The 21,711-nt window shown below is 59.9% G+C and carries 29 protein-coding genes; 22 read left to right on the forward strand and 7 right to left on the reverse strand.

Annotated features, from left to right (window positions below; all coding sequences use genetic code 11):
* Nucleotides 1-150: 150 nt before the first annotated feature.
* The 15 genes from SO180_RS04180 to SO180_RS04250 all read left to right on the forward strand — a co-directional run bounded on the left by SO180_RS04180 (nucleotide 151) and on the right by SO180_RS04250 (nucleotide 12,965).
* Nucleotides 151-1,206 carry a site-specific integrase gene (locus SO180_RS04180; RefSeq protein ID WP_449377551.1) on the forward strand — a complete coding sequence of 352 codons (1,056 nt, stop codon included), beginning with the start codon at nucleotides 151-153 and terminating at the stop codon, nucleotides 1,204-1,206.
* A 526-nt stretch (nucleotides 1,207-1,732) separates the two neighbouring features.
* Nucleotides 1,733-2,629 (forward strand): hypothetical protein, encoded by an 897-nt coding sequence (locus SO180_RS04185; protein WP_449377552.1) that lies wholly within the window; start codon nucleotides 1,733-1,735, stop codon nucleotides 2,627-2,629.
* Between the two features lie 80 nt (nucleotides 2,630-2,709).
* Nucleotides 2,710-2,916 (forward strand): helix-turn-helix domain-containing protein, encoded by a 207-nt coding sequence (locus tag SO180_RS04190; RefSeq protein ID WP_449377584.1) that lies wholly within the window; start codon nucleotides 2,710-2,712, stop codon nucleotides 2,914-2,916.
* A gap of 116 nt (nucleotides 2,917-3,032) precedes the next feature.
* Complete coding sequence (locus SO180_RS04195; protein WP_449377553.1) at nucleotides 3,033-3,317, forward strand: helix-turn-helix transcriptional regulator; 285 nt, start codon at nucleotides 3,033-3,035, stop codon at nucleotides 3,315-3,317.
* 153 nt (nucleotides 3,318-3,470) lie between these two features.
* Nucleotides 3,471-4,076, forward strand: a complete 606-nt coding sequence (locus tag SO180_RS04200) for a class I SAM-dependent methyltransferase (protein WP_449377554.1) — start codon at nucleotides 3,471-3,473, stop codon at nucleotides 4,074-4,076.
* Entirely contained in the window at nucleotides 4,073-4,393 is a 321-nt protein-coding gene (locus SO180_RS04205; RefSeq protein WP_449377555.1) for a TSCPD domain-containing protein, read from the forward strand. Before SO180_RS04200 ends, SO180_RS04205 begins: the two co-directional genes overlap by 4 nt.
* Complete coding sequence (locus tag SO180_RS04210) at nucleotides 4,390-6,078, forward strand: hypothetical protein (RefSeq protein ID WP_449377556.1); 1,689 nt, start codon at nucleotides 4,390-4,392, stop codon at nucleotides 6,076-6,078. Before SO180_RS04205 ends, SO180_RS04210 begins: the two co-directional genes overlap by 4 nt.
* Nucleotides 6,071-7,486 carry a hypothetical protein gene (locus tag SO180_RS04215; RefSeq protein WP_449377557.1) on the forward strand — a complete coding sequence of 472 codons (1,416 nt, stop codon included), beginning with the start codon at nucleotides 6,071-6,073 and terminating at the stop codon, nucleotides 7,484-7,486. Before SO180_RS04210 ends, SO180_RS04215 begins: the two co-directional genes overlap by 8 nt.
* Before the next feature lie 348 nt (nucleotides 7,487-7,834).
* On the forward strand, nucleotides 7,835-8,071 hold the full coding sequence (locus SO180_RS04220) for a hypothetical protein (protein ID WP_449377558.1): 237 nt from the start codon (nucleotides 7,835-7,837) through the stop codon (nucleotides 8,069-8,071).
* Nucleotides 8,028-8,321: a hypothetical protein gene (locus tag SO180_RS04225; protein WP_449377559.1), complete on the forward strand. Its 294-nt coding sequence runs from the start codon at nucleotides 8,028-8,030 to the stop codon at nucleotides 8,319-8,321. The genes SO180_RS04220 and SO180_RS04225 overlap by 44 nt, the downstream gene beginning before the upstream one ends.
* Nucleotides 8,322-8,424: 103 nt before the next feature.
* Nucleotides 8,425-9,171, forward strand: coding sequence for a recombinase family protein (locus tag SO180_RS04230; protein WP_449377560.1), 747 nt, complete (start codon nucleotides 8,425-8,427; stop codon nucleotides 9,169-9,171).
* 71 nt (nucleotides 9,172-9,242) lie between these two features.
* Nucleotides 9,243-9,455, forward strand: coding sequence for a hypothetical protein (locus tag SO180_RS04235; RefSeq protein ID WP_449377561.1), 213 nt, complete (start codon nucleotides 9,243-9,245; stop codon nucleotides 9,453-9,455).
* 405 nt (nucleotides 9,456-9,860) lie between these two features.
* Nucleotides 9,861-11,570 carry a caspase family protein gene (locus tag SO180_RS04240; protein WP_449377585.1) on the forward strand — a complete coding sequence of 570 codons (1,710 nt, stop codon included), beginning with the start codon at nucleotides 9,861-9,863 and terminating at the stop codon, nucleotides 11,568-11,570.
* A gap of 213 nt (nucleotides 11,571-11,783) precedes the next feature.
* Nucleotides 11,784-11,963 carry a hypothetical protein gene (locus SO180_RS04245; protein WP_449377562.1) on the forward strand — a complete coding sequence of 60 codons (180 nt, stop codon included), beginning with the start codon at nucleotides 11,784-11,786 and terminating at the stop codon, nucleotides 11,961-11,963.
* Nucleotides 11,964-12,407: 444 nt separating this feature from the next.
* Nucleotides 12,408-12,965, forward strand: a complete 558-nt coding sequence (locus SO180_RS04250) for a hypothetical protein (RefSeq protein WP_449377563.1) — start codon at nucleotides 12,408-12,410, stop codon at nucleotides 12,963-12,965.
* A gap of 163 nt (nucleotides 12,966-13,128) precedes the next feature.
* On the opposite strand, the gene SO180_RS04255 is transcribed toward SO180_RS04250, so the two are convergent.
* The 6 genes from SO180_RS04255 to SO180_RS04280 form a co-directional block, all read right to left on the reverse strand.
* Nucleotides 13,129-13,650 carry a hypothetical protein gene (locus SO180_RS04255; RefSeq protein ID WP_449377564.1) on the reverse strand — a complete coding sequence of 174 codons (522 nt, stop codon included), beginning with the start codon at nucleotides 13,648-13,650 and terminating at the stop codon, nucleotides 13,129-13,131.
* Between the two features lie 343 nt (nucleotides 13,651-13,993).
* On the reverse strand, nucleotides 13,994-14,311 hold the full coding sequence (locus SO180_RS04260) for a hypothetical protein (protein WP_449377565.1): 318 nt from the start codon (nucleotides 14,309-14,311) through the stop codon (nucleotides 13,994-13,996).
* Between the two features lie 27 nt (nucleotides 14,312-14,338).
* Nucleotides 14,339-14,863 (reverse strand): thermonuclease family protein, encoded by a 525-nt coding sequence (locus tag SO180_RS04265; protein ID WP_449377566.1) that lies wholly within the window; start codon nucleotides 14,861-14,863, stop codon nucleotides 14,339-14,341.
* Nucleotides 14,864-14,984: 121 nt separating this feature from the next.
* Complete coding sequence (locus SO180_RS04270; RefSeq protein ID WP_449377567.1) at nucleotides 14,985-15,173, reverse strand: hypothetical protein; 189 nt, start codon at nucleotides 15,171-15,173, stop codon at nucleotides 14,985-14,987.
* 199 nt (nucleotides 15,174-15,372) lie between these two features.
* Nucleotides 15,373-15,819 (reverse strand): hypothetical protein, encoded by a 447-nt coding sequence (locus SO180_RS04275; RefSeq protein WP_449377568.1) that lies wholly within the window; start codon nucleotides 15,817-15,819, stop codon nucleotides 15,373-15,375.
* Nucleotides 15,820-16,326: 507 nt separating this feature from the next.
* Nucleotides 16,327-16,572 (reverse strand): hypothetical protein, encoded by a 246-nt coding sequence (locus SO180_RS04280; protein WP_449377569.1) that lies wholly within the window; start codon nucleotides 16,570-16,572, stop codon nucleotides 16,327-16,329.
* Between the two features lie 68 nt (nucleotides 16,573-16,640).
* Between SO180_RS04280 and SO180_RS04285 the strand changes: the two genes are divergently transcribed.
* The 7 genes from SO180_RS04285 (at nucleotide 16,641) to SO180_RS04315 (ending at nucleotide 21,051) form a co-directional block, all read left to right on the forward strand.
* Complete coding sequence (locus SO180_RS04285) at nucleotides 16,641-16,856, forward strand: hypothetical protein (protein ID WP_449377570.1); 216 nt, start codon at nucleotides 16,641-16,643, stop codon at nucleotides 16,854-16,856.
* Nucleotides 16,853-17,602, forward strand: a complete 750-nt coding sequence (locus tag SO180_RS04290) for a hypothetical protein (RefSeq protein ID WP_449377571.1) — start codon at nucleotides 16,853-16,855, stop codon at nucleotides 17,600-17,602. Before SO180_RS04285 ends, SO180_RS04290 begins: the two co-directional genes overlap by 4 nt.
* Nucleotides 17,603-17,646: 44 nt before the next feature.
* Entirely contained in the window at nucleotides 17,647-18,303 is a 657-nt protein-coding gene (locus SO180_RS04295; protein ID WP_449377572.1) for a hypothetical protein, read from the forward strand.
* Nucleotides 18,303-18,536, forward strand: a complete 234-nt coding sequence (locus SO180_RS04300) for a hypothetical protein (RefSeq protein WP_449377573.1) — start codon at nucleotides 18,303-18,305, stop codon at nucleotides 18,534-18,536. The genes SO180_RS04295 and SO180_RS04300 overlap by 1 nt, the downstream gene beginning before the upstream one ends.
* A gap of 71 nt (nucleotides 18,537-18,607) precedes the next feature.
* Nucleotides 18,608-19,933 (forward strand): hypothetical protein, encoded by a 1,326-nt coding sequence (locus SO180_RS04305; protein WP_449377574.1) that lies wholly within the window; start codon nucleotides 18,608-18,610, stop codon nucleotides 19,931-19,933.
* On the forward strand, nucleotides 19,923-20,582 hold the full coding sequence (locus tag SO180_RS04310; RefSeq protein WP_449377575.1) for a hypothetical protein: 660 nt from the start codon (nucleotides 19,923-19,925) through the stop codon (nucleotides 20,580-20,582). Before SO180_RS04305 ends, SO180_RS04310 begins: the two co-directional genes overlap by 11 nt.
* 250 nt (nucleotides 20,583-20,832) lie before the next feature.
* On the forward strand, nucleotides 20,833-21,051 hold the full coding sequence (locus SO180_RS04315; protein ID WP_449377576.1) for a hypothetical protein: 219 nt from the start codon (nucleotides 20,833-20,835) through the stop codon (nucleotides 21,049-21,051).
* A gap of 216 nt (nucleotides 21,052-21,267) precedes the next feature.
* On the opposite strand, the gene SO180_RS04320 is transcribed toward SO180_RS04315, so the two are convergent.
* The gene (locus SO180_RS04320) at nucleotides 21,268-21,570 is read right to left on the reverse strand and encodes an ABC transporter substrate binding protein (RefSeq protein ID WP_449377577.1); all 303 of its coding nucleotides are present in this window, start codon (nucleotides 21,568-21,570) and stop codon (nucleotides 21,268-21,270) included.
* Nucleotides 21,571-21,711: the final 141 nt, after the last annotated feature.

Raw genomic sequence — 21,711 nt, forward strand, 5'->3', positions numbered from 1 at the left:
GATACTATGGCCCGCCTGACACGTTCTGCATTTCTTGAAAACCGTACTGCACGTTTGAAGCTCGCGATTAGAAAGAAACCTTATGGCGTCTTGATCGCGCCCGGCATCCACCTTTGCTATCGCCGCAACTCAGGCCCGGGCACATGGTCAGTGAAGTGCAACGGCTGGCTCAAGCGCTTCGCGTTGGCCGACGATCACGAGGACGCGAACGGCGGAAGCCTGATGACGTACTGGCAGGCATTGGAGCAGGCCAAGACGCTGGCGCGTGCTGGCGAGTGCAACAACGAGCAGCCGATCAGCGTTGCTGAAGCCGTTGACGCCTATGAAACCGATCTCGAAACCCGCGGCGGGCGCAAGTACAACGCGACCCAGCTCCGCTTGCACCTAACCGACGCTTTGAACAGCAAGGCAGTCGCGCTGCTCACCGAGCGCGAGCTGCGAGACTGGCGCGCCGGCCTGGTGAAGAAGGGGCTGAAGCCTTCCTCCGCCGATCGCATCGGTCGAGCGCTGAAGGCGGCGCTAGCGCTCGCTGCCAGGAACGACAAGCGCATCACCAATGTCGCCGCATGGAAGAACGGCCTGAAGAAACTGCCCGACAGCGAGGTCGCTCGCAACGTCATCCTGCCGGATAACACGGTGGCAGCCTTGGTGAGCGGCTCATATGATGAAGCCCGCGACTTTGGCCTGCTGATCGACGTTTTGGCCGAGACAGGCGCTCGCGAAAGCCAGGTCTTCCGGCTAACTCCCGCTGATCTGCAAGATCATCCGACCGTTCCCCGCTTGATGATGCCAACCAGCCGAAAGGGCAAGAACCGGAAGGTCGAATATCGCCCGCTGCCGATCTCGACGCGGCTGGCGAAGGCGCTGCGGCAACAGGCGAACGGCCGGGCCGCGCACTCGCCGCTGTTCGGCAAGATGTGGAACTTGGCCAAGACCTTCCGTTCGGTCGTCGAACGTCTTGGGCTTGGGCCCGAGGTGACGCCGTATGCGCTGCGGCATTCATCGATAGTCCGGCAGTTGCTCAAGGCCGTGCCAGCTCGCGTTGTCGCTGCGCATCACGATACGTCGATTGCGATGATCGAGCGAAACTACAGCCGTTACATTCTCGGCGATTCAACCGAGGCGCTCACGCGCGCGGCATTGCTCGATCTCGGTGCGCCGGCGAACTTGGCCGACGTTGTTCCGCCGGCACGGCTCGCATCATAACTCTTTGCACTGTCCACGTTGGAATTGATCTCTCATTGCATCCTGGTGCACGAGGTCTCGCTCGCGCAGGGTAACGTCATCCAATGACCTCATCCCCAAGAAGAAGCCCCCTCGTCCTGATCCGCTATGAGTCCCTCACAAGGAAGCTCGGTGGTTCGTTGGAGCCGCCTAGCGCTCGTTAAGCGGCAAGGCAAAGATCCTTGAAAGTGTGCTCAAATTGAAGCAGCGGGGTCGACCCGTAAATTCGCACACAAGCCCAAAAATCTGAAACTCGCCGAAAGAGCCGCGCGTCTCAGAAAGCACGGCAAGACCTGGGAGGATGTTGCCCAGGAGCTGTGTGGGCAGAGAAGCGAACCACCGTCCGCACGGCACATTCAATTCCTCGTTAAGCCCGGACTATGTGTCCGGGTTGGAAGCAAGGTGTACGGGACGTAAGCTGACCATCGGCGCGGATAGGAGGCATCCGACAAGCCGGCTCGCACCACCGGTTTCCGCGCACCTCACGGGTGCTTGGAGGTGCGCGCGAATGACTGACGAGCCACACGACACTGACCCCGATGTGCTGCGTGACCGCCTGCTCATGCAGGCTGAGCGCGGCGAGATCACGGGGGAGCGGGCCGAGACCGAGGCAGCTGCACATGGCCTCGAGTCGTTCGAGAGAAAGCCTGAACTTCCTCGCTTCGATCCAAAACTCAAATCTCACTGGTCGATCGTGATGGCGGTGGCGTGGATTGCGTGGCGCCATTTCGAACTGGTCAGGGAGCAGGATCCTGAGTTTTGTTCGGAGTGTTTTCATTGGATCAGTCGCGAGCTGAAAGAACGCCCGAAGGATGTCGAGCCTGTGAAGCGCATCGGATATTTTTTGGAGGCGCGCTCCGCGCCGACGTTGAGCCGCTTGGCGCTACTGGATGGAGTGTTGCGGGTTCGCGGCAATGTTCCTTTGACCGCTAAGATGACGATCCAGGACGCAGAGGCCGCACTGTGGCGCGCGTTGTCGGAAGGTCATTTGATGGCCGAAGGCGTCGACGCCGATGGCGCGGTGGTCGAGGTTCCATCGCGAGCGTGGGCTCATCTTCGGCTGTTTAACGACAGCGGGCGGGAAACTTTGAGGTACGTGCATAGCCGGACCGAGCCATTCACCGCGGTAACACTGCGGCGCAGCGATCTGTTACGGCTGTGGCCTGACCCGCCGGTTACTGCAAAGACTGCCACCGGCTGCCGGGAGTGGCTGATCAGAGAAATGCAGGCCTCACCTGCCGCCTCGCTGAAATCAAAGGATGAATTCTTCCGGATTGCCAACCAAAAGTTTGGCATCAGCCGAAGGTCGTTCGATACTGCGTGGAAAATGGCAATTGAAATAACAGGAGCGGACTGGTCTGCCGCGGGACGGCGCTCAAAAAAATCGAATCACCGCGCCAACTGAAATTGTGGAGGGTATTTCGAGCCCCGCAACGTCCCTAGAGATGCAGGATGAGTTATGTGCGTCCTACGGAGGTTGTCCTTATGTCGATCTCGCCACACGCATCATCCGCAACCGTCCAGCCGGTCCTGCTCTCGATCAGCGAGGCTGCCCAGCTCTTGGGGATTGGCCGATCAACGTTGTATGGCCTGCTTAGCGACGGAGATTTATCGGGGCTCAAGATCGGTGCAAGGACGTTGATCAGGCGCACTGACCTCGAAGCCCTTCTAGAGCGCCTACCGCGGAAATGACCGACGCCGCAGAGCAGCGCCGGTCGGAATTGGATTACGTCGAGACAGCCGAAATCTAGTCCTGATCAACGCAGTTGCCAAGCGGCGTCGGCCCCTCAACCCCAGAGGAGTCGAGCATGCCGAAATCCCGAACCCAGTTCGCTGCTGTCGGGCCGCCTCCACTGCCAACGCCGCGCCTGGCGCTCAGTATTCCGGAGTTTTGCAAGGCCCACGGCATCAGCGAGGGATTCTTCTACAAGCTGAAAAAGCAAGGTGAAGGCCCACGCGAGATGAAGGTGGGAGCGCGCACGCTGATCTCGTTTGAGTCTGCCGCAGAATGGCGTCGCGCGCGGGAAGCCCAGCACAACCAAGACCATCGCGAGGCCGCGCAATCCGTGCAGTCCGGTGATGCCCATGGCTGAAAAAGACTCTTCCGACGCCGATCTGATCGCTTTTAATGCCGCGCGGACCGTAGAGGAAATTCGGCACCCTTGGCGGGCCGAAGCGAGAAAGCCCCCGCTCGCTGACGCGAATTCCGACCGACAGGCAGCCTTCGAGGACGAGGGGTTGCCGTCATGCTGATCCGTCACCCCGATTCCGCCCGCGGCAACGATCTCTACGAAACGCCCGAGGTTGCCACGCTCGCGCTGCTGCGCGCCGAACCGCTTCCGCGGACGATCTGGGAGCCAGCCTGCGGTCGCGGCGCCATTGTGCGGGTACTTCGTGATGCCGGTCATCGGGTAATCGCGACTGATCTGTTCGATTACAATTCGCCGGATCAGGACCATGCCGATCGCGACTTTCTGCTGGAGCGTAAGGCGCCCGACGGCGTGGAGATGATCGTCACTAATCCTCCGTTTAAGTTGGCGGCACAATTTGCGGCCCATGCTCTATCGCTGTGCCCACGCGTGGCGATGCTGTTGCGCCTCTCGTTTCTTGAAAGCGGCAACGAGAAAACGAAGGCCGGACGGGCGCGACTGCTCGCCCTCGATGGTGGCCACCTGGCGCGGGTTATTATTTTTATCGACCGCCTGCCGATGATGCACCGTCATGACTGGACCGGGAATCGCGTTTCAAATCCAACCGCGTTTGCCTGGTTCGTCTGGGAGCGCGGTCATTCCGGTAAGGCACGAATCTCTCGTATTTGGTGGAGGCGAGGTGTGGTGGAGGCGCGGGCATGACCAGGCGGGTCCTTCCCCAGCGCCGGGCCGCAAAGACCTTCCACATGCGGTTTTGGAACCAAGCGTTCACGGTCACAGTCGGATTCTTCGAAGACGGCACGCCGGGCGAAGTCTTCATCGACAGCCGCAAGACCGGCGGTGACGTAGAGGCCGTCGCAAGAGACGCGGCGGTGACGCTGAGCCTTGGCCTGCAACACGGCGTCCCGATCGAATCCATCCGGCACGCCGTCACCCGCAACGGGGCATCCGGCGCACCGGCATCGATTATCGGCGCGGTCATCGACGCCGTCGCCGATCACGACAAGGTGCCGCGATGAGTCGCACCACAGCCCCGCCGCCGGAGATTGTGCTCACCAGGCTCACCAAGGCCGGCGGGCCGCTGACCAAGCAGATTTCCCTTGCTGCCGACGGCACGCTGATCAAGGACGGTTCGGCCTGCGTGATGACCCGCGGCACGGCCGAGCGCGTCAGGGTTGCCGGCGTCGCTGCGCTCGGCGCGTTGATCGAAAACCTGACGCCGTCACAGGCGCTCGCGCTCGGCACCTTGCGTGTGGACCTGCCTGATAAGGTCAAGGTCGCCACCAAGAAGACGGTTAACGGCGCGACACGACCGGACATCATCGCCCGCACCGGCGCCAACATCGTCTATCACGGCCCGGCATTCGCCCTGCTTGACTACGACACCAAGGCGATGCCGGCTAGTGTCAAGGCCGAGCTGCAACAGCGCGGTGACTTCTGGCCGGCATTGCTGACGGTGCTGCCGGCCCTGGCCGACGTGGCCCGCGTGATGCGGAGCTCGACCAGCGCCGGATTATCGCGCACTGACACCGGAGCCGCGTTGCCGGGCTCGGATGGAATCCACGTCTATGTCACGGTGAAAGACGGCACTGATGTCGAGCGATTCCTGCGGGCGTTGCACGAGCGATGCTGGTTGGCGGGTTTTGGCTGGATCATGGTTTCCAGCAGTGGCGCCCTGCTCGAACGCTCGATCGTCGACCGGATGGTCGGCGGACCGGAGCGTCTGGTGTTCGAAGGCGGGCCGGTGCTGGCGCCGCCGCTACAGCAGGACAAGAACAGCCGTCGTCCGATCACCATTGATGGAGCGACGCTCGACACCATGGCGGCGTGCCCGCCGCTATCGCTGATCGAGCGATCGCGGCTCGAGGAGCTGAAGGCCCGGGAGCGCGAGCGGCTGGCGCCGGCGACGGCCAAGGCGCGCGAGACATTCGTCGGTGTACAGGCCAGGAAGCTGGTCGCGCGCACCGGCCTGTCTGCGAGCGCCGCGAGAGCCGTGATCCTCCGCCAGTGCGAGGGAATTCTGCGGTCGGATGTCGAGCTGCCGTTCGATGACAAGGCGCTGGCCGGGTGCACTGTCGGCGATGTGCTGGCGGATCCTGATCGCTTCGTGGGAGAGACGCTGGCGGACCCGCTGGAAGGCGTCGACTACGGGCGTTGCAAGGCGAAGATCATGCGTCGGGACGACGGCACACCGTGGATCCACTCGTTCGCCCACGGCCGCACCGTCTATGAGCTCAAGCTCGACGCCGGCGCGTTGCGCAAGGCGATGGAGAAGGCGGCAAAGGATGACGTCGTTGTGACGTTCGCGAGGGCGGCAGCCGCCGCCGACCTCGACGCGGTCGAGCTGGCGGAGCTGCGGCAGCTGGCGAAGACGCTCTCCGGCGCCGGCCTGCGCGTGATCGATGGCGCGCTCAAGGCCGCCCAGCAGCAGCACGCCATGCAGAACGCCGACGCCGCACGTGCCCGGGAGGCAGCCCGCCGACAAGACCCGCGGCCGCATATCCGCTCGCCATTGCACGACGAGCCCTGGCTGCCGCAGATGGAAGTGCTGAACGAGGTCATCGGTGGAGTGATCTCCGCCAAGCCGCCGTCACGCGACATCGATGGGGACGCGATGTGGGTGCGCAAGCTCCCCGTACCCAACACGCACGCCTTCAGCCAGTCGGAAGTGAATGTCGAACCAGAGGAGACGACGAATGACTAGTTTGCCACCGCCCGAGCAATGGGTGCTTTGCAAAATGAACGAGATGGAACTCGCTGAGATGATCGAGGAGCAAATCGATTATTACACTGTGGACAAGGATGGCACTGTTCGCTCAGTGCATTTGCCGACGCCCTTCGTGCGACATTTTATGCGGCGGCACGACGACGTCCTGCCGACAATCGTTGCGATCGCGACGGCCCCCATCGTGCTGGCCTGTGGAGAGTTGCTGGCACCGGACGGCCTTGATCGCGAGCGCGGCATCCAGTTCGTCATCCAGGATGAGCTGCGAGCGGTCATTCCGAAACGCAAGGATTGCACGCAGGACGCGGTTAAGGCGGCGATGAAATTCCTATGGGATGAGTGGCTGTGCGACGTCGCCACCGACACCACCGGCAAGGCGACCCTCATTGCCGCCGCGCTCACCCTGATCGAGCGCTCCCTGCTGCCTGACCGGCCGAGCTTCTTCGTCACCGCCGGGCGGCGCGGCGGCGGAAAAACGACGACGTTGACCATGCTGATCATGGCGGTCACCGGACTGTGGCCGGCAGCCGCGGCGTGGTCGACCAATGAGGAGGAGAGGCGCAAGGCGCTGATGAGCTACTTCCTGCTCGGAGTAAGCTACATTCTATGGGACAACATTGCGCGCGGCACGCAGATCTCATGCCCGCACATCGAGAAGTCCTGCACGGCGGCATATTATTCCGACCGCAAGCTCGGCGTCTCCGAGATGGTCGCCACTGCCGCCTCGACCATCCACTTCTTCACCGGCAACAATATCGGGGCGAGGGGTGACCTGGCCTCGCGCAGCCTGCATATCCGCCTCGACGTCGACCGCGTCGACCCCGAGAACCGGCCGTTCACACACCCGGACCCGACCGGTTGGACCGAGAACCACCGCGCCGAGATCCTGGCGGCGCTCTACACCATTCTGCTCGGCAACCCGCAGCTCAAGGCGCCGCGCGACGCCGCGGGCAAGACCAGATTCAAGATGTGGTGGCGACTGGTTGGTTCGGCGGTCGAGAACGCCGCCAGGCTGGCCGGAGAGGAGCTCGATTTCCAGAAGCTGTTCATCACGCAGGAAGAGGACGACGAGGAATCGGTATCACTCGCCGACGTGCTCGAAATCCTGGCGAAGCACTGGCCGGACAAGCAATTCACGGCCGGTGCGGTAGCGGGAATAATCAACGACTGGACGCCGAACGAGGACAAACAGGCGCTGCGCGACTTTTTGCTGCCGGGCGCCCTGGCCGGTCACGTGTTCGCGGCAAAGACCATCGCCCGATTACTGAGGCGGCACCTGGATGAGCCGGTTCGCAGCGGCGCGCGGACGCTCGTCCTGCGAAGGCAGCTGCACGCCCATTCGAAAGTATTCTTGTACCAAATCGAAAGCTTGAAGGATGGCGGGTGATTGTGGGGATTGCGGGCATTGCGGGTATCGTTTCAGGCCTCCCTCAACGACCCGTGCCAATTTCACACCGCCGCTTCAAATGTCAGCGACTGGATGTGTGAAGGGTGTTTGGGAAACCCGCAAAGCCCTCCAAGCCCGCACAATGACGGGGCTTCGCCCGCCAAAAAGAGGCCGGCGGCGATCTTGTCGCCGGCACCCTCAGGCTGCCGCTGAGCGGAGGTTTCAGTCACAGCATTCGCCGGTCAGGACGAACTGCGTTATGATGGGTTCAGACCCCAACGAACCGGTCACATAGCATTGTCTCACCAACAAAAAGCTGAGGTGCTACCCCCTCGCAATAAGATGGCCTTGGACACGCTTGCCGGCGTGCGGCGCGAAATGTCCCGGATCTATAGGCTTGGATTGAACGGCAAGATCCAAACCGACGAAATGTCAAAATTCGTTTTTGTGTTGCGGGAGATCCGCGCCTGCATTGAGGCGGAGCTTTTGACAGACGTGCAACAGCGACTGGCCGTGCTGTCGCGAGATATGGACAACCACAATGGTCAACGCATCCCTCATCAGCCGGCTCTCTCACGCAGTTGACCTGATTGAGGAGCGGATCCAGCAGAACCGTCCGTGGAAGGTCGTGACGGTTCGTCGTGGCTATAAAGAGGACGGGAATGCGGCGCAAGATCGCCATTTCGCAGCCCATCCGGAAGATTGGGGCGCGGACGTCGTGATCTTCGAGTTTTGCAATGATAAGGGAACGGCCGAGGAGTGCCGAGATTGTTCCTCGCCGGCCGGAGCCAGCGCAGTTAAGATCCAGGAGCCACGTGGAGCTGACCCAAGGTGATGCCATCGACCAGCTCGGCCCCCACGAGGTGGAGTTCTGCGACTCTTGTCGAACCCCTAACATCCTCCCTGATCTGGCGCTTCACACTGGGCGGAGCGTCAGGTTGACGGAGGCCGAGCCAGGGTTGTACTATTTTCTGGAGAAATCAGTACAAAACCGAGCTAAGCGAATGGCGCGAAAGGGAAAGCTGGTTGAAGCCGTAGCCTATATGCGGACCAGCACGTCAACGAATGTTGGAGAGGGCAAGGACAGCGAGAAACGCCAGCGGGTCGCAATCGAGGCCTATGCGAAGGCCGCAGGGTACGCCATAGCGCCGACGGACTGGTTTTACGACGCTGCCGTAAAGGGCGCCGACCCCGTTACGGCCCGTCCCGGCTTCGCTTCGATGATGGATCGCATCGCGACCAATGGTGCTCGATCCATCATCGTTGAAAGTCCTGACCGTTTTGCTCGTGACCTCGCGGTGCAACTCGCCGGCCACGATTATCTCAAAAATCTGGGTGTTGCGCTAATCCCGGCAAGCGCCCCGGATTTCTTCCTCGAAGACACGCCAACAGCAGTGTTGGTGCGTCAGGTGCTTGGCGCGATCGCGCAATTCGAAAAGGCGACACTTGTCGCAAAGCTGCGCGGTGCGCGCGAGCGCAAGAAGGCGAAGACTGGCAAGGCCGAGGGCCGCAAATCATATGCCGAAGCGAATCCCAACGTAGTTGAGCTGGCGCATCAGTTGAGCGAGCAGCGTCCGCGATTGTCGCTACGGGGGATATCCGCCGCACTGGCATCTCAGGGCTTCACCACGCCGCGCGGTCTGCCCTATTCGGCCTCAGCAGTGGCATCGATGTTGGCTCGCTAGGAAGCAGAGAGCTAGCCAAACGCCTGAGAGTGATTTCACTACGGCCGGCCTGTCTGCTAACGAGATCGCATGTGGCGCTGGTAACCATCCTCCCCCTCAAAACGTTGGCATATTGCTCCTTCGTCCTAGCGGGTGAACGGCTCGGCGACCTGACGTTCCGGGCCACCATGCGGTCGCTTCTGGTCAAGGGCCTGTGCATCCGCCCCAAGTACGTCGACGGGGACAACCCGGACCTGGGCCATTTCCAGCCTTATGATCGAAGACAAGCCAAAAATGGTATTTAGCCAAGTGAAAGTGACGCCGCCAGCGTGAAACGGCCCTAATCGCGCATGCACAGGAAACGGATTGCACGGTTCGCCATTGCGAGCGATGATAAAAAAAATGCGGTTGGAATGGACTAGCCTCCTAGGCGCTCTGGCTCCGGCCGCACCACCTTTTCTGGCAAAACCTGCTCTATCCAAAGCGGGAAACACCTTTGCGCAATGACGGGGCCGGATCTGGTCGATAGGGCTGTAATCGGCGCTGGCGGTCCCCGCCGGACTGCGGGGGGGGCGCAGTGTGGTCTTCCTCACGTTAGGCGCGATCCAAACCGCTCAAATAGACGTTTCCGATAGTTGAAGTAAGACGAATTCCGATCTGTGGGGCTAAGGATGCGGTCGGCACTTCTGGTCATTCTGGCGCTGATCGTGATGTTCACGGGCGGCGCGGCGCGCGCGGAAAAGCGTGTTGCCCTGATCATCGGCATTTCGAAATACGAGCGGGTCCCGCAACTCGCGAACCCGGCGAGCGACGCCGATGCGGTATCCTCTCTGTTCAAAAGCGTCGGGTTCGACGTAGTCAACACCGAGCATGACCTCGGCATCGCCGGCTTCCGCCGGTCCATCCGCAATTTCTCCGATATCGCCCGGGACGCGGACATCGCGGTGGTGTACTACGCCGGGCATGGCATCGAGGTCGACGGGGTCAACTATCTTATTCCCGCCGACGCCAAACTGTTGAGCGACATTGATATCGAGGACGAGACCATCTCGCTTGACCGCGTTCTGAAGGTGCTGGAGGGTGCGAAGCGGCTCAAGCTCATCGTTCTCGACGCCTGCCGCGATAATCCGTTCGCCAAAACTATGAGCCGAACCGTTGCCAGCCGTTCGATTGGCCGCGGTCTTGCCAAGGTCGAGCCCGCGATGTCGGACACGCTGATCGCGTTCGCAGCGAAGGCCGGCGCGGTCGCAAGCGACGGGGATGGCAAGCACAGCCCATTCGCGACCGCGCTCGTCAAAAATATCGCTGAGCCCGGCCTAGACCTTCGCCTCGCATTCGGCCGTATCCGCGACGAAGTGCTCAAGGCGACTGCGAGCCGCCAGGAACCCTTTGTCTACGGCTCACTTGGCGGCGAGACCATTGCGCTGGTTCCCAAGCCGATCGACCTGGATACGGCTGCCCGCGTCGACTACGAGCTGGCGGCCCAGGTCAGCACGATGGACGCCTGGCGCTCATTCCTTGTCGCCCACGGAAGCGGACTGTACGCGGATCTCGCGCGAGCGCAGCTGACCAAGCTGCAGGACGCGCAGCTTGCGCGAGAAAAGGCTGACGCAGCGCGACGAAACGCCGAAGTCCAGGCGACACAGAAGGCCGAGGACTTGCGCAGGCAGCTGGAAGAGCAAAGCGCACGTCAGACAGCGGAGGCCAAGCAGCAAATTTCCGAGCAGGCCAAGAAGGAGCTTGAGGAAAGCCGCCGCCAGCTCGCTGCACAGGCCAAGAAAGAGCTGGACGACGCGAGAAAACAGGTTGAGTTGGCGCAGCAGCAGGCCGAAGAGGCCCGCAAGCAGCTTGAGGACATCCGCCGTCAGGCCGCTGCCGACGCCCAGGCCCAGGTCGAGAGGGCCAGAGAGGCCAGGGAGGAAGCGGCGAAAATGTCTTCCCTCACGCCCGCACCGCCAGTCCCACAGGCTCCCCCGCCTCCTTCGCCCCAGATCGATGCCTCCGATGTCGCGCGGCTACTGCAAGCTCACCTCAAACGCGTCGGCTGTGATTCAGGGAGCAGCGAGGGGCGCTGGGACGAGAGGTCCAGAAAGGCGCTCGCTCTCTTCAACCAGTATGCGAAAACAAACTTTGACATCAAGGTTGCAAGCCTGGACGCGCTGGACGCCGTGCGCGACAGGAAGGACCGTGTTTGTCCGCTGATCTGCGCCAAAGGACAGCGGGTCGACGGCGATCGTTGCATTCAGATCAGCTGCGGGAAGGACTATTTTCTGAACTCGAACGGGGAATGCGAGAAGCGATCGGAGCCGCCGCCAAAGCCACGCGAGCTCGCGCGCGAGCAATCGCCGAAGGTACAGGCCCCTCGGCCATCGGGGGGTGGAAAATGCTTCAGCTTCGGCGGGAAAACCTATTGCGAGTGACCACAGCGCTTCACACAAGCGAGCCAGGGTTCGGCTTTCGCAACTCCGCGACGCCCTCGCGGCGAGGATGTCTCATGACAAGCAATAGACTTTTCCAGGCGATCGTGTTCGCAGTTTGCACTGGTCTCAGCCCTGTCTTTGCTGCCGCGCCTGCCGGTTTGCGGAATAAAACAATCCACGTTTCGTACTTTGTCGCGGTTCCCAGGAGAGGGTATGACGGCAAAGAATCCATCCGCGGCCGGACGATTTCGCGAACAATTTATGTTAGCAGTCTCGGCCGCGCTTTTGCCAACAGGGCAGATGTCGGCGGCAGCAAAAGTTACCAGCGTTCCTTCAGCCAAGCAGGCCCAGAGGATACAGGCCGAAATTACCAGTTTGAAGGATCAAGAATGATCATCACAACCGCGGCCGGCGACAACGGCGCCTCACAGATCACAATCAATTTCGATAGCAGTTTTCGGACCTGTTCCGTGGCTGTCATAATCGGGAGCTCAGGTGGTGCGATATCGTGGATCAACTTTCACGGAGAGCGGGTGACGGCCACGGGCGCGGCGTCGATATCCAACGCGACTTGTTCTATCGAAAATGGCAACGGGGTTGCTCAATAGTCGCGATTTGAAGCGGGAGTTCCTACAGCCAGCGCATGCCCTGCAAACCGATAGATACCGCCCGAGGTCTTGCTCTCCTTGTTGGAGGCTCTGCCCGGTCCATACGGATAACCCTCGTCGCAACATCGAGGGCGAGTCGAAGAGATCCAGCGGACGTCGAGGCCAGAGGGTCGCCTTTTCGGCGGCGGCGCGAACTGGTAAAAATTTAGATTAGTGGAGAAAGGTTCACATGGGTTTGGCCCGTTCAGCCGTCAGTGTTGTTTTCATCGGCGCCGTGTGGATGGGGGCGGCTCCAGCAACTGCTGCTCCGCAACAACTGCTGAACAAAACGGTTACGTTGAGTTGGAGCGCACAGGCTGTTGTGCGCGATCCCAACGGAAAGGAGAGGCAGACCCGCAACAACATCAAGTACATTGTCTACATTAGCTCATTGGGTCGGTTGTTCGAGTACTCGTCGCGATCGATCGGAGGGCGCACCCAGGGCGCAGATGTCGACCCAAACGCGGCGAAAAACGGTATTGGTGAAGCCAGAGGGCTGCGGTTTGAGGGCAACCGGCTTGTCGCCTACCGCGGTTATGGGGGCGGCGGCGGTTCGGGCGCGATGCGGGCCGTCGCGACTTTCGATAGCAGCTACTCCAGCTGCACGGTGGCCGTTGTGGTTGGCAAAGAGAACGGCAAAACCATCAAGCGTCAGGGGTTCGATGGCGTCGTGCGCGAGATTCTCTCAGTAGAAACATTGGGTGCCACCTGCTCAATTCAAAACGGCAATGCATTCGCGAACCGGTAGCGCCATCAGCATCAGCATCTGATCGCAAGCGATCGACCCGCGCTTCGTAACCGCTGTTGAACGTCCCGCAGCCACGACGTTTGCGGCACCTACACGCTTACGCATCGGCTCGCCGCTCAGCCTCAAAGAGGCGCGCCAATGCGACGGCACCATGTAACCTGCTCTAGGGACGGTCGCCGAAGGCGGCCTCCGCCCCTTCTCGCAAGCGAGGCGGGGTAATAAAGGACCGCGGCGTGCTGGCCTGCGCGTCCAGATAGCAAGGCGTGTACATCGCCTGGAGCTGCTTGCCCCTGAGGAAGATCATGTGTGGGCTGAGCCCGCCCCGCTGCGCGATCCAGCGCCGCACCTGCGACGGATACATCGAGTACAGCAGCTGGGTCGCCTCGGGATTGGTAATCGCCCGGCCATTGGAACCGAAATCCCAGGCGGCATGGAAGCCGAGCGTCGCGTTCGAGGTCACGCAGATCCGGTCGTGCGGGATGGCGCCGAGAACAATGGTGCAGGCGGAGGCGCAGAGGCAGTCGATGATGACGGTTTCGCCGGAACTGCGCAGATCCTGATATCTGTCGACATAGGTTCCGATCCGGCCACCAGGGTCATCCGCGATTCGTACCACCGCATGACTCGCTCCCATGCCCGCGAACAGAAGTACGGACGTCAGCACCACCAACAGATAGATCTTCATATGTTGCTCTCCGCTTCCCCATTGCAGGCGGATGACGACATATCGGCTTCGCCTCGACTGTGATGCGCGGCACATCAATGATGGCGCGGCGGGAAGGGCGCCGGCGGTTGATCTAGTGCCAACCGCACCCAATCCCAGCTCACCGGCGGCGTGATGCCCCCCACCCCGGCAAAGCGAGCATCGCCACTGCTTCGCACGCCGCGGGCAATCGCCTCGTTTGGCAATGCAGATTGCAAATATGACAACATTTCCGACGTGCCCCTGTCAGATCGAGATCGCCAATTGGTTAGTTCAATACCGGCGACAGAGCGCGCCAAGCGGTGTCCACCATGACGTCTGAGTGTCAGTTCAAGTTGCAGTTCAGTGATGAATGTTTCACCCAACCACTGACTATGACTGAGTTGTACTCGGCGGACCCCCATGCCCAACGCACGCTCTGTTTATCCGTGTAGCTAGCAAAGAGATCGATATGGGTCCCTTTCGGCAGCTTAAACCAGATTACGCCAGGAGCGTCGGACTGATGCCACATCTTATCGGCATTGACGGGAAGAGTCGTGACGTTGGCAACACCAGTAGTTTCACATCGTTCACTAGCCGTCTCTGCACCCGCGGCACCCACCGACAAGATGACGATAATCGGTGCGTAAAGACACTTTTTCATTGCTCCTCTCCTATTTCATTCGCGCCATCAGCGCGCTTCATCTGAGCACGGGGTCGGCCTTCCGCCGGATCTCATGCACGCGCGAAATCGCCACGGCTCCACGAAGCTCCCGGCCCACAGGCCGCGTTGGTGGTGCCGCGCCTCGTCCTGTGAGCTAACATAGCTGCCCTTGCTGTATTGCGGCCAATCGAGCGCGAGCCCGCTGCGCACGATCCAGTCCGCGATGTCGACGTTGTCGACCGTGCACACCGCGACGCTGCGGCCATAGCGGTCCCGGTCGACCTCGACGCATTCGACCGGGCGGTGCGCGATGAACTCATAGAGCGCGTTGGCAACTTTCTGACCGCATCGATACAGGTCGCTCTCGGCGTCGCGGCATAGCTGGTTGCTTTCGGGCGCGTCGATCCCGAACAGCCGGATGCGGCTGCCATGAATTTCGAGTGTGTCGCCGTCGATGACGCTGGCTTGCCCGATTAAGTCGGCGGCTATCGATGACCCACCGGACAGGGCGAAAAGGACTGTGGTTACGACAACCGACTGGATCAGTTTCATTGCGGGACCGAAGGGCCGATCCTTTGTTTGTGAATAGAACAATCATCCCCGTTGCCGCGCTTTGTTCGCGGTATGCCCCTAGCGGCCACGACGTCAGCGAAGTGGAGCTACGTCGAACCATTCATTTTTCGATGCAGATTCGGATGTCGTTGGACCGATTCATGAAGACGTATGCATCCGGACGATAGGAGTACGTGTAGTTATAGCTGGTGCAACGCACCGCAGTGTTGTCATCGAACACCAAGATGCGATCATATTCGCAGCCAGTGAATTCGCCCTTGCGCTCGTTGTCCTGAATGAACCCAGCCACGGTCTTTTTTGCTACGAGGGTATAGCCGACGACCCGATCAAAACGGCAAGCAGCGTGACAGGGAAGAATGGTTCCGACGAACAGTAGCAACGATAATACTAACCGCAATTGGTCCTCTCTCAGTTTGCTAAAAACCTGTTGTTGCATGTCATTTGGCGCTGCGTTGTGCAAGCTATGGATGGCCCCCGACCGAACATGACTATTTTCCGGCCACTATAGCCCGTAAACGGTCGGGGCCTTCGTTATGAAGCGTGACGCAGGCGTTCATGTGCTCTTGCAGCAAAATCGAAATATTCGAGCAACTTTTTTCAATCTTTTCCGTCATTTCCTGATGCGCCATTTCAAGCCGCGCCTTCGACGCGTTAAACGAGACCCCGGCGACTTCACCTATTCGGAAGCCGCGCTCCATCAGTGCACCGCCGACCTCTTTGTACCGCTGGCCGGTGGGATCACGCTCGCCGTTTTTCATGATCATGCATGCCGCAACGATATTGGCATAAGCCGCACAGATCAGATGCTCATGCGCAAGATTGTTGGCTTCCTGCATAGCCTGGCGATTCAAGGGGAACGCAGCATCCTGCGCGCTCATGGCCTGAGTGGTGCCGAGTGCCAAGCTCAGCACCAGTGCAATTCGTCTGATAAGCATGGGTTTCCTTTCGGCCTCGACCGCTTAGCGGAAGCCGTTAAGACGCTCTTGCGATTGCGCGCCAATTACTTGCTGCTTTGGGCCGCCGCCTTCCAGCGCGCCCTGCCGGTGGATCGGAACACAACGGCGGACACATCCGAAAAATGCGGTTGTACTTCTATCCGGTTCTCACAAGGGAAAAAGCAAAGCCCGCGCCGCGATGTGCTGGCCAGGCATAGGTGCGAATCTCAGTTCCCCCTGGCCTGCCAAAGCAAACAATTGGCTTAAAATCCCAAGAGCATCCGTTGAGTTCGACCTATATCATAGGTTGCTCGGACTGCGGATTGCGCCATCGAACTGACCGAGCCGATTATGTGTGTGAACGCTCGTCAGAAGGATCTGGACGCAAGGTCAGTCGGTTCATGACATTGGCCAAGGCGCTGAAGCTCTCGTTCGCCGTCGTGCGGATCGGCGAGTACCGCTGCAACGCGGCTGGCGCTTTATGTCCAACGCGGAAGGCCGCAACCGCTACCGCCAGATGATCGAGACAGCGACCGAAGAGGTGAAGGCGCGGAAGGCAGCCTGATGAGCGACGACTACCAAAAGTTTCTGCGCGACAACGTCGTCGAACCGGAAGAGCACAAATTCCCATGGTGGGCTTAGGGCGGCATTGCAATGATTGTCATCCCGGCGATCAAGTTTCTCGTCGCTATCGCGACCACCGCTAACTGACGTTTCGTCCCTGCGCACCGCGATGCCGAGTTCGAAGCGCAAATCCCGGACTTCACAACAGGAGCAATGCCAGACCAATGAGACGCCTTCCACTCGCATCCGCAGCGCTCGTGCAGCTGATGTTTCCTGCATCGGCGGGTGACGTCAGCGCCGCCGATATCGCCAGGCTGCCTCAGGATAAGGTCGCCCTGATCAAGCAGCAGTGCGCCCACTGGGGCAATCAAGGCAAATTCGAAATGCAGAGGTATTGCGAAGATGAGGAATACGAGGCTCTGCAAGAGCTGATCAATCGCGGCAGCCTCAAGCCCAATGGAGACCGGCTGTGAAGACGTCTCTCCTCGCCGCTGCAGCCGCGCTGCTGATGGCAACTGCTGCCCCTGTCAGCGCCGAAGATCTCATGATCAGCGGCTACTGGCGGGCCTACCGCAACGTGGTCGGCGACAAGCCCACATGCGGGGTGTCCACCAGCACCGCTGATGGCGGCACCTTCATGATCAAGTATTTCTATGGCGACACCTATCTCACGGGCCATGTCATGAAGCGCAGTTGGCGATTCCCGTCGGACGGTACCTACATCAACATCCCGCTGACCGTAGGTGTTGATCGCAACCCGATCCTGAGAGGCAACGCCATCGGCTACACGCAGTTCGTGTCTCCTGAAGATGGGGTCAGGCAACCGCTGCCGACGCTGGAGTTCAGCATCACACCGCAGAAGACGAGCATCGATCAATTTCTCGACGATTTCTCGTTGGCGGCCAAGTTCTGGCTGCGGTTCGACGAGGGGTCGGAAAAGCCTTGGGTGCTGGACATGACCGGCTCGGCGAAAGTGACCTTGGTCTTCAAGGCCTGCGCGCTGGAGCTGATTAGGCTCAGCAAGGGGAACGATTCCCTCACCTCACAACCCTACGGGCAGCCTCGCGCGACGCAGCCCTATGGCCAGTCGCAACCGACTCAGCCGTACAGCAACCGGAGCGAGGAGGCGCCGCCGCAGCAGCCGCAAGACCAGAGCCGGGCTCCGACGCCGAAGACGGTGAAGACCAAGCCGGTCAGGCGGGACGACGGTTCGATCTGATTACAACAATCATCCCGACAGCAACGAGAAGGGAACGACTTGACGTGAAGAGGCTATCCATCGCGGGCGCAGCGATGCTGTTGTCGACTGCTGCCGTTGCAGCCAACAAGCCAACCATCCTGATGCAAACGGGCGCGTGGACCGCCTACAGCATGATTGCAAGTGATGGTGTCACACCACTCTGCGGGATGTACACAATCGGTGGCAATCGCCGGATGTACGTCACGTATTTCCGGCATCGCTTCGTCGTCCATTTCTATAAAGCGTCATGGCGCGTGACGGTCGGCACCAAGGTGAAGACGACGCTCAGAACCGATAGCGGCGAGACAGACACCGGCACCGGCGTTGCCTATCGGGATGACACTGGCCAACAGACCTATCTCGCCGTTAATGTGAACCAAGGCGCGGAAAACGGCTTCCTTGATCGGATCGCCCGTGCCGACAAGCTGACCATTTCTTTTCCCGATGGGGATGAGGCGGATTGGACCGTGCGGATGGACGGCAGCCGCCCGGTATTGGATGCGCTGAGACAATGTGCCAAAACGCTCGACGAACGCGATGCCGCTACAGCAACGCAGCCCTTCAAGCCAAAAGCCGAAACCCCTGCAACGCAGCCGACCACTCCACAGGCGGAGGGAATTGCACCGGAGACGCCCAAAGTGGTGAAGCCCGGAGCCAAGAGGGACGACGGCGCGATCTGATGGAGAAGCTCACCCTGACCGAGACGGCGTTCTACGCCGCAGCCCTGAATTCATGCCGCGGCCACCCTCATGTTGGCACCAAATCCCAAGAAACTGTCATCAAATCACAAGAGTCGACCGCCGCGTTCATGTTAGCGAGCCCTGTGAGTCGTTCTTCTTTGGCTCTGCGATCATCGAAGCCGCATGCAAGCGTGATCCCGCAAGACCGGTTTTCCCAGATCAGCCGCGAATGAAAAATGAACGAACCAGAGCCGAGCTACGGGCTCGCTTCGGTGCAAGATGCACAACCTGCGCATAGCCGTCAATGAACGACCTGAAATGCAACGACACTCTATCGCGATCAACTTGCTGCGCGAGTTCGGTGGAAATTGAAAAAATGTTGGGGCGCAAAGGTCTCATACTTATAACCTTCGCATGGGCTGTCGAAATTGTCGGTGTGCTCACTGGCTTCACCACCGCGGTCGTCACCACGTATCCAAATGGTGAACTGCCAACATCGCTTTGGTCATGGCTGATGGTTTTGCCCATGGCCATGGTCGCCATCGCAGAGCTTGGCCGTGTCCCACTGACAAGCGTGCTGTTCCATCGGCACAAAGTAATGCAAGTGCTGGCCTTTGTCGGAATCGTTTTCCTTGCAGGCCTCTCCTTTGAGAACTGGACATTTGGTTTCGAGCGGATCGTCGAAATGCGGCTCAAGCCGGTCAGCGCAGCTAACCTTGCTTTCGCACAAGCCGACGCCAAGCTGAATGACATAAAAAGCAGGCGGGACGACGTGATCGATGGCGATACTAAGCGTCGCGTTGAACTTGACAATCAACTGAAGGACGTCGAGGCCCAAATCCAGGCCGAGAATGATCGCCACTCCGAAGAGATGGTGAGCGGAATTCCCAATAGGTGCAAGCTCGTTAGGGAGAGGTGCGTCGTCCCGGAACAAAACAAAGAGAATCAGCGGCACGACAACAGGATCAAGCCTTTAGGCGAGCAACGCGATGATCTCCGCAAGGCGCAAGTCAACGTTATCAACGGCGACCGCAACGCCATCAAACAACTGGATATTGAAATCACCGAAGCGAGCCGAGCGGTAAGCGAGGTCAGAAACGCGCGGGACGAGCAGATCAGCCAAAATCAGATCTATCGGCTGGCGGCCATGTGGTACCGCATCAGCGCTACAGACGTTTCGAATGAGCAGTTTGAGTTCGTGCGGTTCTGGTTCTCGACCTTTAGCGCGCTCGCCGTGGCCCTCGCGGGCAGCGTGGCGGCTTTGGTGTACTACGCTAAACAGCGCCTTCCCGGTGAATCGCGTTTGTCACGGCTTGTAGCCAAACTCTTGAAAGCGCGCCGCGCCTATTACGACCGTAAGCGCAGGCCTGTCTATCGCGACGTACCGGTGGAGAAGGAAAAGATCGTCTACCAGGACCGCGAGGTGCCAGTTGAAAAGATCGTCTATCGCGACGGTAAGGAGCCGCCAAGAATTGTCGAGAAAGAAGTGGTCAAGTGGATCGACCGCATCGTGCTCATTCCGCGGTGGGGCATCAAGGCTCCGTTTCACGTCAACTCCTTAATCAGGGACAAAAAAACAAACGACACGCCTGATCTGAGCGAAATGCGGAAGATGAGAGATGCAGGATAAGACCGAAACCATGCTTGACCAGACCTATCTGCGGCCCGGGATCGTTGCCCGGACCGGAGCCGTTGGAATGGCAGCAATCGGCATAGGGGCTGGCGTGCTCCTCGCCTGTTATGGAATATCATTCTTCATTCACCCCGACAGCAAGCGACTAGACGGCCTGACAGCGAAGGTGGAAGAATTTGTTAGGCGGCCAGATCGAAGTGAGCAAGTTATCGCGAAGCTGGACGGTCTCAGGCGCGACGCCGGGGAGATCTCCGGCGGCATCACTGCGCGCCTCGCTTCCATTGAGGGGAGCATCGAAGAAATCAAACACAGGCCAATCATTTCCGGCAGTCCCGACAACCATGAAAAGACCAATGGCAACGTAATCGAAAGAGAAGTAACGGTGTTTCACAGGGTTCCGCACGACAACGACAGTGTGGTCATGACTGGCTGGGATTACGCTGATGGTGCTTCGGCCGACCAGCCGCCAAAGAGACAATACTGCTACTGGCAGAGCGAATGGTTGGGAGGCACGACGGCTCAAACCACTATTTATCTTGCCCATGATCGCCAGCGCTTACAAGGCATTGCGGCAGGTGTGCCGCAGCTTGAGGATGCGTTGCGGAAGTGCATCTGGTGGAACGCGTCATCGAACTGGAATCGGTAATTCAAGTGAAGACGTTACTTGCGGCGGTCACAGCGGGGAATTGAAATGAACTATCGCATCGTAGTCGCGCCAGGAGCGCGCTCACGGTGGGAGGCAGGATGAGGCTTGGGAAATTGACGGCAGCGCTGCTCGCCTCACATCAAGTCCACCGCCGGACAGGCCGGACTGCTGGTGCAGATTTTCAAGACGAGTTGGGACCCACCGGACGGCGTCAAGGCCAGGTCCATCGCACGGCATACGCCCGCTCACCGTGGCCGATGTCGAGACAGCTGCGGCATTGGCGGAAGAGCGCGCCGTCGTGGTCGGAGCGACCGTCGAAATTCTGGCCGAAAGATTTCAGGAAGTGCGCGAGCAACGAGACGCGCTGCTCGACGAAGTCAGGATGCTGAGAACAGCCTTCCAAAATTTGACCGCAGCTTTCAACCGTGCCGACAACAATCGTCGGCAGGCCGTACAGGCTCCCGGCTGAGCCGGATGGTCGCTGGATTATTTGGCAAGGCCTTCCGATTTGGTTCGGCCCGTCGGTCCGGGGCTGGCCCGGGCACATTTGCGACGCGGGCGACAATGGGCGGATATGCTGAGGTGCGGCGGCGGAGGGGTGCAGGAATTTTAAAATCAGCCGGACGTGTGCGTTGGGGTGCCCGCCTTTTTCAACGGAATCGGCCAGAAGGCGGCATAAGTTATTTCATTCGATCAGTTCGTCGGTGGTGACCAGCAGGGATGGAGTAAGGGTCAGACCAAGCGCTTTGGCCGTTCTCAGGTTGATCGCCTGCTTAAGACGGGTTGGCCGCTCTACCGGTAGGTCTGCAGGTTTCGCACCCCGCAATATCTTGTCGGTGTAGCTGGCGGCCTTGCGGAAATAGTCGAGATAGTCTGGTCCATAGGACATCAGAAGGCCATGGGAGACCATTTCTGAAACAAGACCGATGGTCGGCAATCTGTGCGCGATCGCCGTAGCACCGACGCGCGCCCGTTCGTTAAACAACATTGGTCCGACGACAACTACACCATCCACGTGAAAAGCTGAGGTGCTACCCCCTCGCAATAAGATGCGATTTCAACGCGCTCCACTCGCGCAAGCACGACAACGAAGTGAAGCTTTGCGCATTCGATGTGCTCGCGATGGACG

The organism is Bradyrhizobium sp. UFLA05-112, from assembly GCF_053572325.1.

Coding starts and splice junctions, on each gene's coding strand:
- SO180_RS04185 (WP_449377552.1), top strand. CDS start 1,733: ATGACTGACGAGCCACACGACACTGACCCCGATGTGCTGCGTGACCGC.
- SO180_RS04190 (WP_449377584.1), top strand. CDS start 2,710: ATGTCGATCTCGCCACACGCATCATCCGCAACCGTCCAGCCGGTCCTG.
- SO180_RS04195 (WP_449377553.1), top strand. CDS start 3,033: ATGCCGAAATCCCGAACCCAGTTCGCTGCTGTCGGGCCGCCTCCACTG.
- SO180_RS04200 (WP_449377554.1), top strand. CDS start 3,471: ATGCTGATCCGTCACCCCGATTCCGCCCGCGGCAACGATCTCTACGAA.
- SO180_RS04205 (WP_449377555.1), top strand. CDS start 4,073: ATGACCAGGCGGGTCCTTCCCCAGCGCCGGGCCGCAAAGACCTTCCAC.
- SO180_RS04210 (WP_449377556.1), top strand. CDS start 4,390: ATGAGTCGCACCACAGCCCCGCCGCCGGAGATTGTGCTCACCAGGCTC.
- SO180_RS04215 (WP_449377557.1), top strand. CDS start 6,071: ATGACTAGTTTGCCACCGCCCGAGCAATGGGTGCTTTGCAAAATGAAC.
- SO180_RS04225 (WP_449377559.1), top strand. CDS start 8,028: ATGGTCAACGCATCCCTCATCAGCCGGCTCTCTCACGCAGTTGACCTG.
- SO180_RS04240 (WP_449377585.1), top strand. CDS start 9,861: ATGTTCACGGGCGGCGCGGCGCGCGCGGAAAAGCGTGTTGCCCTGATC.
- SO180_RS04245 (WP_449377562.1), top strand. CDS start 11,784: ATGACGGCAAAGAATCCATCCGCGGCCGGACGATTTCGCGAACAATTT.
- SO180_RS04250 (WP_449377563.1), top strand. CDS start 12,408: ATGGGTTTGGCCCGTTCAGCCGTCAGTGTTGTTTTCATCGGCGCCGTG.
- SO180_RS04255 (WP_449377564.1), bottom strand. CDS start 13,650: ATGAAGATCTATCTGTTGGTGGTGCTGACGTCCGTACTTCTGTTCGCG.
- SO180_RS04260 (WP_449377565.1), bottom strand. CDS start 14,311: ATGAAAAAGTGTCTTTACGCACCGATTATCGTCATCTTGTCGGTGGGT.
- SO180_RS04265 (WP_449377566.1), bottom strand. CDS start 14,863: ATGAAACTGATCCAGTCGGTTGTCGTAACCACAGTCCTTTTCGCCCTG.
- SO180_RS04275 (WP_449377568.1), bottom strand. CDS start 15,819: ATGCTTATCAGACGAATTGCACTGGTGCTGAGCTTGGCACTCGGCACC.
- SO180_RS04300 (WP_449377573.1), top strand. CDS start 18,303: ATGGAGAAGCTCACCCTGACCGAGACGGCGTTCTACGCCGCAGCCCTG.
- SO180_RS04305 (WP_449377574.1), top strand. CDS start 18,608: ATGAACGACCTGAAATGCAACGACACTCTATCGCGATCAACTTGCTGC.
- SO180_RS04310 (WP_449377575.1), top strand. CDS start 19,923: ATGCAGGATAAGACCGAAACCATGCTTGACCAGACCTATCTGCGGCCC.
- SO180_RS04320 (WP_449377577.1), bottom strand. CDS start 21,570: ATGTTGTTTAACGAACGGGCGCGCGTCGGTGCTACGGCGATCGCGCAC.